An 11,903-nucleotide genomic window follows, 5' to 3' on the forward strand; every position below is an offset into this window, starting at 1 on the left:
CCGTTTTTCCCGACAGGTTCTTCCCGGCTTTTTTCGCTCTCCGAGCGCAATAATCCTTCCGTCGCTTCAAGCATTGCGCCCTCTCGCTCTATCAACCTCCGAAGCTTCCGGGTTCTATCATTTTCGTTTCTCTCATATACTTGACCATCAACGCAAAAAGAGAGAATCGCCCGCGAGACAGGGGGGCTGGGAGGAAGAAGATGAAACGGAACGCATTCGCGCCGCAAGGCCCGAGGATGAAATATCGGTTCAGGAGGATGCTGGTGACCGGCAAAGCCTACCTGACGCTAAGCCTGGTTTCGATGATCGTCGTGCTTATGCTCGGTCTCGGGGGCATTCTGCAAAACGTGCTGGCGACGTCGCCCGTGCAAACGATGAAGGGATTCGCTTCTTCGGTATCGGCCTCCTTCTTTTCTTCGCTTCTCGGAATGGAGCTGCCGCATATGGATAAGCAAAGGGAGTCTTCCGGCGTCCCGGTTTCCCGGCTGGCCGCCTTCCTCGTTCGCTGGATGACCGAGCTGAACCCGAACGACCCGAAAAGCCTGCTCGCGTTGGAAATGCCCGGAGTCAACCGCGACAGCGCCGTCCTGCTGCGGCCCGGATCGGGCGGGGGAGCGGAAGCGCCCGAAGATCACGGTCCGGGACATAACCTGCCGCCGGATGCCGAAGGAGGGGAAGCGGGCACGCCCCCGGACGGAAATGGCGGAGCGGCCGAACCTCCGGACGGTCAGCCCGAACCGACCGAGACGCCGGCCCCCGGGACGGAAGGACAACCGGATCCGGAACAAGGGACCGGCGGCCGCAAAGTGGCGTTCATCTATCATTCTCACAATCAGGAATCGTGGTTTCCGGAACTGAAGGAAGGGACGAAGGATCCGAACTCGAAAACGGTCAACATTACGCTCGTCGGCAAACGGATGGCCGAGCAGCTGGAAAAGCTCGGCATCGGCGCCGTTTATTCCGACGAGGATTATTCGGAAACCGTCCAAAACTACAACTGGAATTATTCCTATAAGTATTCGCATCAAACGGTCAAAGACGCCCTGGCGGAAAACAAGGAGCTCGAATACTTTTTCGATATTCACCGGGACTCCCAGAGACGCAGCAAGACGACGGTGACGATCGACGGCGTTTCGTACGCGCAGGTGTATTTCATCATCGGCCACCGCAACCCGAACTGGGAGCAGAACGAGGCGTTCGCCAATTCGATTCATCAGCTGCTGGAGGAAAAATACCCGGGCCTCTCCCGCGGCATTTGGGGGAAGACGGCGGCCACGGGCAACGGGGAGTACAATCAATCCATTTCGCCGGACAGCGTCCTGATCGAAATCGGCGGCGTCGACAACACGCTCGCGGAATGCTACCGGACGGCCGACGCCCTCGCCAAGGCGATCGCCGAAATATACTGGGACGAACGGAACGCGGTCAAGGCGGACGCTTCGGCCGCCTCCGGCGGATCGTCTGCGAAAGGGGACGGAAAATGAAAAGGGACATTTGGAAGCTTTCGATCGTCGCCGCGCTCCTCGTGCTCGCGATGATGTACGGCATGGAATTGGCTTCGAGCGGGATATCGAACGTATACGGGCCGCTGGAGGGGGAGGAGATCCGGTCGGGAGGAGCGGGCGAGACGGTTCCGGATCCCGAAACGGCGCCGGAGGAAGCGCGGGAACGAGCGGAGCGAACGGAAGAGGGGACGCCTGCCGGACAGAGGTATGCGGACGAGCCGCCCGGCATCGCGTACGATTCGGAAGCCGAGCCGACGATTCCGCGCAACGACAGCGAGCCCGTCGTCGACCGGCTGGCCGGAAAAACGGCGGAAACGCTTCAGCAGCTTTCCAAAAGCGGGATCCGGTTCATCGTTTCTTTGTTCGATCAAGCGACGGAATAACGGAGGGTAAGACAAAAGACCCGAAATGAACAAAAAATGTAATGGCGGTTACAGAACATATACTTGGGGTGTGGTAGCATTTGGTTGTCGGATAGGTCATTCGACATGAATTGAAGGATTTGAGGAGTGGGCTTTATGCGATTGGTTACGGTGTTCGAGCTTAAGGAAGGGGATAGTCTGGCCCAAAGTTTGTGCGATCGGGATGGACGCCTTATGCTTCAGCAGGGCGTTAAACTGACGGATCGTTTAATAGAGGGAATCAAAAAAAGAGGGATCTCGCAGCTGTACGTTCAAGGCTCTCCCGAAAGCGAGCCGAAGGAACCGAAGGAACCGAAGGTGCCGCCGAAGCCGGCGGCGTCCAAGCGGCAGCTGCGAATCGCGACCGAAGAACTGCTGGGCAGCATTTTCCAGGCAGTGCAAAACGACAAACCGATTCCGGTCGCCTCGCTGATGGCCTGGGCCAAGCATGCGACCGTCTCGGTCATGAGCGACGGCGAGATGGCGATGCACTACGGGGATTTTCATGCCGAACCGTCGTGTCTTTCCCGTCACAGCGTGAACGTTTGTTTTTTGGCGATGCTGACGGCCAAGGCGCTCGGCTATAAGGAACTGCAACTGCGGGATGTCGCCATCGGAAGCCTGCTGCACGATATCGGGCTTGTTCGGCCGAACGGCCAGGGAGACCTGTACATCAAGCATCCCGTGCTCGGCCATGAACGGCTGCGCAAAATTCCGGAAATTCCTTCGGCTTCCCTGAAGATGGTGCTCCAGCACCACGAGCAAATCGACGGACGCGGGTTTCCGTACGGGATCGGCGGAGAGGAATTCGAAGAGGCGGCGCAAATCGTCGGCATTTGCAGCGAATTCGACTACTTCGTCCATGACCGGCTCGTCCATCGGCAGCCGGGCGAAGAGATCGAGTACGTGATGGCCAAAGTCGATTCCGCCTTCGATCACCGGATTGTCCGGGCATTCCTGAAGGCTTACCAGCCTTATCCGGTAGGCACCGCCGTAAGGCTGACGGGCGGACTGAAAGGAACCGTCTGCGAGCAAAACCGCGGACACTCGTACCGGCCGGTCGTCAAGCTGCAGCAGTTCGGAACCCGATTGAACTTGATGGAATATACCACCTTTATGATTGAGGAAGTGTTGGATGCACAGTCAGAAGTCGTCTAATCCAAGCATCAAACGCGCCGTGTCGGTCGCGCGGCTCCGATCCGTCTTTCCTTTTTTCAAGGAAATCGCGCCGGAGGCGCTGGAGCCGGTCGCGTCCCGCATCGTCGAAAAAAGCTACCCCAAAGGCAGCCTCATTTTTTTGGAGGGCAGCTTCGGAGAAGAAATTTATTTTATCCTGTCGGGAAGCGTCAGCGTCTTTACGTTGAACAAAACGAAAAAAGTCGTGTTGAGCACGCTCGGCGAAGGCGACTATTTCGGCGAAATGGCGCTGATCAATCCGGAAGCGGGCCGCTCCACGGCCGCGGAAGCGCTGACGGCCGTTCGCGTCTATACGTTGAAGAAGCAGGATTTTCTGACCTTGTTCGGGCAAGATCGGAATTTGCTTCAGCATCTGCTGGTTTGCACGATGGACCGGCTGAGCAAAGCAAACCGGCAAATTTACGATTTGACGTTTCTCAGCGTGAGGGCGCGCATCATGAAAAGATTGCTCGCTTTGGGCAGGCAGGCTTCCCTTCCGGACGGACGGGCGCCGGTTCCGGTCCGGATTACGCATCAGCAATTGGCCGACATGGTCGGGGCCGTTCGCGAGACGGTATCGAAAATCGTGCACGAGCTGCAGGAAGAGGGACTGATTGCCCTGCGGCACCGCATGATCTATTTGAACGATCCGGCGCTGCTGGAAGCCAGGCTCGAAGAGGAGCTGTAAGGGGGAACTGGACCCGCTGCGAAGCTCTTTTCGCATTCGCTTGTTGACATGAATCCATTTTCGTCATATTATAGAAGAAATTCGTTTCAAGGGGAAATTTTCATGCGGGTCGAGGTTCTTAACTGATCAATTGGATATCCCGTTTATCGCGGCACAAGCCGAAGCAGGCCGAATGAGTTCGGTTTATTTCGTTTGCCGCAGGCGGGTTCAATGACCAGTCAAGAACCGGCGAAGTCCGCCCCTGCCGAAACGGCATGATCGGAACTTGGAGACCGCGCTCTTACGGGCGCGGTTTTTTGCGTTCGCGCGCAGGCATTCGTCTGCGCGCAAACGGGTTCCGATCCCTTCAGCAGGCTGCGAGCTTTTGCCTATTGGCAACGGCTGCGGCCTGTTTTTTTGTACCCAAAATCCTTTATGGAGGTTATGAGACATGAATCCGAATTCGTTCGAAAAACTTGAATATCCGAAAGCGATCCAGCAGCTGACGTCCTATGCGCAAACGTATCCGGGAAGAAAGCTCGCGGAGCAATTGCGTCCGATGACCGATATCGGGGTCATAAAGGTTCGCCTCGCGGAAACAAGCGAAGCGCGCGCCCTTATCGAGAAAGGATCGAACGTGCCGCTCCCGTCGCTGGAAGGAATGGAGGAAGCGATGGGGCTTCTCGGAACGGGGTATATTTTTTCGGAACGCCAGCTTGAACACGTGGCGAAGTTCATTCGAAGCTGCGGCCAGCTCCGCCGCTTCATGGAATCCAAAACGGCCGTCGCCCCGACCGTCGCGGCTTATGCCGCATCCTTGCACGACCTGCAGGAGCTGAGGTCCGCGATCGAAGGCAGCATCGACCGGGGACGCATCGTCGACGAGGCGAGCCCGGGGCTTGCCGGCACGCGAAAAAAAATCCGCATGGCCGACGAGAAGCTGCGCAAGCGTCTGGAAAGCCTGCTGTCCAGACATGGATCTATCCTGCAGGAACGGCTGATCGGGCAGCGGAACGGGCGTTACGTGCTCCCGGTCAAAAAGGAATACCGCAAGCGGGTTCCGGGCATTGCGCTTGACGAATCCGCCAGCGGGCAAACCGTGTTCGTCGAACCGGCGGAAGCGGCCGGGCTGCAGGCGGAGCTGGCGTCGCTGCGCGCGGACGAAAGCAGGGAAGAGCTGCAGGTGCTGGCCGGCCTGACCGAGACGGCCGAAAGGTACGCCCATGAGCTGTCGGTGAACGTGGAAGCGGTCGGCTATTACGACTTTTTGTTCGCGAAAGCGAAATGGGCGCTCGCCGTCGACGGCCGGAACGTGGAGTTGAACGAAACGGGAAAAATCGAGCTGCGGGGAGCCCGGCATCCGTTTCTGGCCGGCAAGGCCGTTCCGCTGAACGTGGCGGTAGGCGGGGAGTACCGCTCGCTGCTTATCACCGGGCCGAATACCGGAGGCAAAACGGTCGCGCTCAAAACGATCGGCCTGCTGACGCTGATGGCCCAGTCCGGCCTGCTCGTTCCCGCCGAAGCCGGCAGCGAGCTCGCCGTCTTTCGGTCCGTCGCCGCCGACATCGGCGACGGCCAAAGCCTGGATCGTTCGCTCAGCACCTTTTCGTCCCATTTGACGAACGTCATCGGCATTTTGGCCGAAGCGGGCCCGGATTCGCTCGTCCTGCTCGACGAGCTCGCGACCGGAACCGATCCGGGCGAAGGCGTCGGCCTTTCGATCGCCGTGCTGGAGGAGCTTCATCGGCGGGGGGCCGTTGTCGCCGCCACGACGCATTTCAACGAAATCAAGGAATACGCGCGCGCCGCCCCGGGCTTCCGCAACGCCCGGATGGCGTTCGACGAGGAGACGCTGCGGCCGCTGTACCGGCTCGAGATGGGCGAGGCGGGCAACAGCTACGCGTTCGTCATCGCGCGCAAGCTCGGCATCGGCGAGGACATCATCGGCCGCGCCCGGGCGATCGCGAAAAGCCTGAAGCGGGGCGGCGCGCATGCCGCGATCCCCGGCGCCGCGCCGCCCCCGGCGGCTCCGCCGGCGACCGCGCGAGCGAACGGGCGGCGGTCGGACAGGAAGCCGAGACGGGGAACGAGCCGTCCGGCTTCGCCGAGCGCAACGAAAGCGGCCGAAGCCGACGAGCCGCATGCCGGCGATGCTGCAGCCGACCGCCCGCTGCAGGCGGGCGACGCCGTCTGGATTCCAAGCATGCGGACGAGCGGCATCGTGTACCGGCTGCCCGACGAACGCGGCAATCTGATCGTCCAGGTCCGCAAGGAGAAAATCAAAATCAACCGGAAGCGGGTGAACCTATATATAGAAGGAAAGCATTTGTATCCGGAGAATTACGATATGGACATCGTGTTCGAGACCGTCGAAAACCGGAAAAAGCGCAAAGCGATGAGCAAGCGCCATGTCGAAGGCGTCCGGATCGAGAAGCCGCCCGAGGACGGCTGAGCGGGAGCGGGCGATCCGGGACTCCCGGGAACCGCTCATTGCCGCCCCGGACTTCCCTTGCTATAATTAACGGGATAGGCATATGAGGTAAACGCCGGTGGAGGTTCTGATGGCAGACATTCGATCCAAACAAAGCCATATTCGAAATTTTTGCATCATCGCGCATATCGACCATGGGAAGTCGACGCTGGCCGACCGAATTTTGGAATATACCGGCGCGCTGTCTTCGCGCGAAATGCAGGACCAGGTGCTCGACTCGATGGATCTGGAACGGGAGCGGGGCATTACGATCAAGCTGCAGGCCGTGCGGCTGGAATACAAGGCGGACGACGGAGAGACGTATACGCTGCACTTGATCGATACCCCCGGACACGTCGATTTCACATATGAAGTGTCGCGCAGCCTGGCCGCTTGCGAAGGGGCGCTGCTCATCGTCGACGCGGCGCAAGGCATCGAAGCGCAAACGCTCGCCAACGTCTATTTGGCGCTGGACAACAACCTGGAAATCCTGCCGGTCATCAACAAGATCGACCTTCCGAGCGCGGAGCCCGAGCGGGTCCGGCAGGAAGTGGAGGACGTCATCGGCCTCGACGCGAGCGAGGCGGTGCTGGCCTCCGCCAAAAACGGGATCGGCATCAAGGAAATTCTGGAGCAGGTCGTGCAGAAGGTTCCCGCGCCGAGCGGCGACCCGGACGCGCCGCTCAAGGCGCTCATTTTCGACTCGTACTACGATGCGTACAAGGGCGTTATCTGCTATATTCGCGTTATCGACGGCACGATCCGCGCGGGCACGCCGATCCGGTTCATGGCGACGGGCGCGACGTTCGACGTCGTCGAAGTCGGGACGTTCAAGCCGCGCGCGACGATCGTGGACGAATTGGGTCCCGGCGACGTCGGCTTCATTACGGCCTCGATCAAGAACGTGAAGGACACCCGCGTCGGCGATACGATCACCGACGCGAAAAACCCGACGAAGGAGCAACTGCCGGGCTACCGCAAAATCAACCCGATGGTGTACTGCGGCTTGTATCCGATCGATTCCTCGGACTACAACGATTTGCGCGACGCGCTGGAGAAGCTCGTGCTGAACGACGCCTCGCTGCAGTTCGAGCCGGAGACGTCGCAGGCGCTCGGCTTCGGCTTCCGCTGCGGCTTCCTCGGCATGCTGCACATGGAAATCATCCAGGAGCGGATCGAGCGGGAATTCAACATTCCGCTCATTACGACGGCGCCGAGCGTTATTTACAAAGTGACGCTGACGAACGGCCAGCAACTGGAAATTTCCAACCCGTCGGAATATCCGGAGGCGGGCAAGCTCGAGTTCGTCGAGGAGCCGTACGTCAAAGCTTCCGTCATCGTGCCGAAAGATTTCGTCGGCGCCATCATGGAGCTGTGCCAGGGCAAGCGCGGCGAATTCATCGACATGCAATATCTCGACGCCAACCGCGTCACGCTGAAATACGAAATTCCGCTCGCGGAAATCGTCTACGATTTCTTCGACCAATTGAAATCGAGCACGAAGGGCTACGCCTCGTTCGATTACGAGCTGTCGGGCTACCGCCAGTCGAAGCTGGTGAAGATGGACATCCTGCTGAACGGCGAACAGGTCGACGCCCTGTCGTTCATCGTGCACAAGGATCGCGCCTACCAGCGCGGGCGCGTCATTTGCGAGAAGCTGAAGGAGCTCATCCCGAGACAAATGTTCGAGGTCCCAATCCAGGCGGCCGTAGGCCAGAAGATCATCTCCCGGGAGACGATCAAGGCCATGCGCAAAAACGTTCTCGCCAAATGCTACGGCGGCGACATTTCCCGGAAGCGGAAGCTGCTCGAAAAGCAAAAAGAGGGCAAAAAGCGGATGAAGCAGGTCGGCAACGTCGAAGTGCCGCAGGAAGCGTTCATGGCCGTCCTGAAAATCGACGAAAATTAAAGCAGGAACAAGTTGGGAAGGGCGCGGCTTCAAGTCCGCGCTTTTCCCGTTCCCGGAAGAAAAGGAGGCGAAGATCGTGACCCTCGCGCCCAACGGCAACGCGCAAGGCGAAGCGTCCGTGCCCTTGCACGCGTGGACCCCGCGCGCGCTTTATATCCACATTCCCTTTTGCACGAACAAATGCTTTTATTGCGATTTCAACTCGTACGTCGTCGACGGCCAGCCGGTGGACGCCTATTTGGACGCCCTGGAAAAGGAAATGGAGCAAACGGCCCGGCTGCTGCCTCCCGAGACGGTCCGGACCGTCTTCGTGGGCGGCGGCACCCCGACCGTTCTGGATCCGCGGCAGATGGCGCGGTTTCTTCAGGCGGTGGCCCGGCATTTTCCGATTGCCGCGGACGCCGAGTTTACGATGGAAGCGAATCCGGGCACGACCGATCCCGCCAAGCTGGAGGCGATGCTGGCGGGCGGCGTGAACCGGATCAGCTTCGGCGCCCAGTCGTTCGACGACAAGCTGCTCGCCGCGATCGGCCGGATTCACGAGGCGCGCGATGTCGTGAACAGCATTGCGAACGCCCGCCGCGCCGGATTTTCCAATCTGTCGATCGACCTGATGTTCGGGCTGCCTAACCAAACGCTCGAGCAGCTTGCCGACAGCGTATCCCGGGCGCTCGAGCTCGATCTGCCGCACTACTCGCTGTACAGCCTGAAAGTGGAGGAAAACACGCTGTTCCACCGGCTGTACGAGTGGGGCGAGCTGCCGCTTCCGGAAGAGGACGTCGAGGTGGCGATGTACGCCCACCTTCGCGAACGTCTCGGCGCGGCCGGCTACGACCATTACGAAATCAGCAACTTCGCGCGTCCCGGCTTCGAGAGCAAGCATAACTCCGTTTATTGGCGGAACGAGCCGTATTACGGGCTCGGCGCCGGAGCGCACGGCTACGCGCGCGGCATCCGCCATATGAACATCAAAGGCGTGCAGCCATATATCGAAGCGGCCGCGAGGGCGCTGCCGCGCCTGACGACCGACCCGGTGTCGGTGCGGGAGGCGATGGAGGATTTCATGATGGTCGGACTGCGTCTTCGGCAGGGCGTGCGGAGGGCGGATTTCGCCGCCCAATTCGGCGGGACCGAGCCGGAGGACGTGTTCGGCGAGGTGCTGACGAAGCTGCAAAGCCAAGGGTTGCTGGAGCCGTTCGGCGAAGGCGAGGCCGCCGGCTATCGTCTGACCGAGCGCGGCGTGCCGCTGGGCAACGAGGTGTTCGGGGCGTTTCTGTGACGGGAGTCTTTTTCGACGAATAGCCGTGAATAAAAATAGCGGATGATGCGCAAATCTCTCTTGAGAATTCATTCGCTTTGTTGTATATTTATTCACATCACCTATTTTGGAAGCCGAAAAGAAGGGATTCCCGTGAACATGATCATCACCTGCCGCAAGGCGTCGCCGGGCGACGTCGACGCGCTGTTCGAACTGATCCAAGGATACGCCGAGAAAGGCATTATGCTGCCCCGTTCCAGGGAGGCGCTGCATCGCCATATCGATTCGTTCGTCGTTGCCGAAGAGGGCGGACGGCTGATCGGCTGCGGCTCCTTGTTCCGGCTCGGCGCCGACTTGGTGGAAATCCGTTCGCTGGGAATGGCCGAAGGCTACAAGGGCCAGGGGCTCGGAACGAAAATCGTGAACGCCCTGCTCGACGAAGCGCGGAAGCTGAACGTGCCGAAGGTTATGGCGCTTACGTACGCGGTCGACTTTTTCGTGAAAAACGGCTTTTCCGTCGTCGACAAAGAAATTTTCCCGGAAAAGGTATGGACCGACTGCGTTCATTGCAGCAAGCGCGATCGCTGCGACGAAACGGCAGTCGTAAAACTTCTTTTTTGACCGTACGGCCTTTCGAATAGACTCGTCATTATGCCAAATCGTGCCGGTTCATTCTTGACAACGGCGGCAGCGGTTTGGTATTTTTGATATAGTGTTTAGCACTCATTCGTTAAGAGTGCTAACGAACCGGACCGAAGGAGGAATGCCGGATGTTGACCGAACGTCAAAGGATGATTTTATCGGCCATTGTCGACGACTATATCCGATCTGCGGAACCGGTCGGTTCCCGAAGCATCTCCAAGAGGGGCGACGTCAGCTTCAGTCCGGCGACGATCCGCAACGAGATGGCCGATTTGGAAGAGCTCGGCTTTCTGGAGCAGCCGCATACGTCGGCCGGCCGCGTCCCTTCGGTCAAAGGTTATCGCTATTATGTCGATCATCTGATTCCGTTCGCCGGCGTCAGCGACGAGGATGTCGTCAAGCTGCACAGCTTTTTCGCGGAGAAAATGAACCATTGGGAAGGCGTCATCAACCAGGCGGCGACGATCGTGTCGCAACTGACCAACTATACGTCCATCGTGCTCGGGCCGGAAATGTTCAGCACGACGCTGAAGCACTTCCAGCTGGTGCCGCTTAACGACAGTTCCGCCGTGGCGATTATCGTCACGAGCACGGGGCACGTCGAGCATAAGACCGTCACGATTCCGGAAGGCATCCAGATGGGCGACATTCAGAAAATCGTCAATTTGCTCAACGACAAGCTGACGGGGGTCCCGTTCGTCCGGATCAAGTCGGTGCTTCACACCGAGGTGGCCCGCGAGCTGAGGCGGTTCGTCGACCGGTGCGAGCAAATTCTCGATATGCTGGGCAAGACGCTGTCCGACGAAACGGAGCCGCACGTCTTTTTAAGCGGGGCGACCAATATTTTGACGCAGCCCGAATTCAAGGACGTCGGCAAGGTGAAAGGCATTTTGGATACGCTCGAGGAGACGTCGAAGCTGATGCAGCTTTTCCATGCGCTTCCCGAGGGCATTCAGGTACGCATCGGCACGGAGAATGCGGTGGAGGAGATCAATTCCTGCAGCCTGATCACGGCGACGATTTCCCTGGACGGGCAATCGCTGGGAACGATCGGCATTCTCGGACCGACCCGGATGGAATACGGCAAAGTCATTCATCTTCTCGAATTTTTGTCCAACGACGTAACCAAACTGTGGAGCCGCTGGTATAAATGAGAAGAGTATACGCGCCGCTGCCGGGAGGCAGGGTAAGGAGGTGATGGGTGCGTGAGCAGTCAAGAGATGAAGGAGTCCGAAAAGATGGAGCAGCAACGCGAGGAAGCGGCCGAAGCCGCAATGGAAACGGAAGCCGCTACGGAAGCGGGGACGCAGCAACCCGAACAGGCGGAAGCGGACCGGACTGCCGAGCCCGAAGCCGCGGAAACCGCCGCGAACGAAGAGGATTCGCGAATCCAGGAGCTGCAGCGGCAGGCGGATGACAACTATCAGCGTTTTTTGCGGGCGCAAGCGGATTTCGACAATTTCCGCCGTCGCACGTTGAAAGAAAAAGAGGAGCTGTCCAAGTACGCATCGGCGAAGCTGATCGGCGAACTGCTGCCGGTCGTGGACAATTTCCAGCGCGCATTGAAAGCCGGAGGAGAGGCGACGGACGACGGCGCTTTATCCAAAGGAATCGAAATGATATACCGCCAGCTCAGCCAAGTGCTGGAGAACGAAGGCCTTAAAGCGATGGAACCGGTCGGCCAGCCGTTCGATCCGGAAGTCCATCAGGCGATCATGCAGGTCGAATCCGAAGAATACGGCGAAGGAATCGTCGTCGAGGTCGTTCAGACGGGCTATATGCTGAAGGACAAAGTGCTTCGCCCGGCCATGGTCAAGGTCAGCCAATAAACATACTTAGAACAATAGCAAATCCGCAGGACGATGTGAGGAGGAA

The 11,903-nt window shown here is 59.0% G+C and carries 10 protein-coding genes; all 10 read left to right on the top strand.

What is annotated here, in order from left to right; translation table 11 throughout:
- The first annotated feature begins 200 nt into the window (after window positions 1-200).
- The 10 genes from spoIIP to grpE all read left to right on the top strand — a co-directional run bounded on the left by spoIIP (window position 201) and on the right by grpE (window position 11,857).
- A complete protein-coding gene (gene spoIIP / locus JW799_RS19030; RefSeq protein WP_205431183.1) occupies window positions 201-1,484 on the top strand; it encodes a stage II sporulation protein P in 1,284 nt (427 codons plus the stop codon).
- Window positions 1,481-1,888, top strand: coding sequence for a hypothetical protein (locus JW799_RS19035; protein WP_205431186.1), 408 nt, complete (start codon window positions 1,481-1,483; stop codon window positions 1,886-1,888). Before spoIIP ends, JW799_RS19035 begins: the two co-directional genes overlap by 4 nt.
- Window positions 1,889-2,023: 135 nt before the next feature.
- Window positions 2,024-3,064, top strand: coding sequence for an HD-GYP domain-containing protein (locus JW799_RS19040; RefSeq protein WP_080840557.1), 1,041 nt, complete (start codon window positions 2,024-2,026; stop codon window positions 3,062-3,064).
- Window positions 3,042-3,770: a Crp/Fnr family transcriptional regulator gene (locus tag JW799_RS19045; protein WP_080840556.1), complete on the top strand. Its 729-nt coding sequence runs from the start codon at window positions 3,042-3,044 to the stop codon at window positions 3,768-3,770. Before JW799_RS19040 ends, JW799_RS19045 begins: the two co-directional genes overlap by 23 nt.
- A gap of 430 nt (window positions 3,771-4,200) precedes the next feature.
- Window positions 4,201-6,201 carry an endonuclease MutS2 gene (locus JW799_RS19050; protein WP_205431188.1) on the top strand — a complete coding sequence of 667 codons (2,001 nt, stop codon included), beginning with the start codon at window positions 4,201-4,203 and terminating at the stop codon, window positions 6,199-6,201.
- A 109-nt stretch (window positions 6,202-6,310) separates the two neighbouring features.
- Window positions 6,311-8,128, top strand: a complete 1,818-nt coding sequence (gene lepA, locus JW799_RS19055) for a translation elongation factor 4 (RefSeq protein ID WP_080840554.1) — start codon at window positions 6,311-6,313, stop codon at window positions 8,126-8,128.
- Window positions 8,129-8,252: 124 nt separating this feature from the next.
- On the top strand, window positions 8,253-9,407 hold the full coding sequence (gene hemW / locus JW799_RS19060; RefSeq protein WP_240353748.1) for a radical SAM family heme chaperone HemW: 1,155 nt from the start codon (window positions 8,253-8,255) through the stop codon (window positions 9,405-9,407).
- Window positions 9,408-9,545: 138 nt separating this feature from the next.
- Complete coding sequence (locus tag JW799_RS19065) at window positions 9,546-10,007, top strand: N-acetyltransferase (RefSeq protein WP_080841054.1); 462 nt, start codon at window positions 9,546-9,548, stop codon at window positions 10,005-10,007.
- Between the two features lie 149 nt (window positions 10,008-10,156).
- On the top strand, window positions 10,157-11,182 hold the full coding sequence (gene hrcA, locus JW799_RS19070; protein WP_080840552.1) for a heat-inducible transcriptional repressor HrcA: 1,026 nt from the start codon (window positions 10,157-10,159) through the stop codon (window positions 11,180-11,182).
- Window positions 11,183-11,248: 66 nt separating this feature from the next.
- Complete coding sequence (gene grpE / locus JW799_RS19075; RefSeq protein ID WP_080840551.1) at window positions 11,249-11,857, top strand: nucleotide exchange factor GrpE; 609 nt, start codon at window positions 11,249-11,251, stop codon at window positions 11,855-11,857.
- The last annotated feature ends 46 nt before the right edge of the window (window positions 11,858-11,903 follow it).

Source organism: Cohnella algarum, from assembly GCF_016937515.1.
Classification (GTDB): Bacteria; Bacillota; Bacilli; order Paenibacillales; family Paenibacillaceae; genus Cohnella; species Cohnella algarum.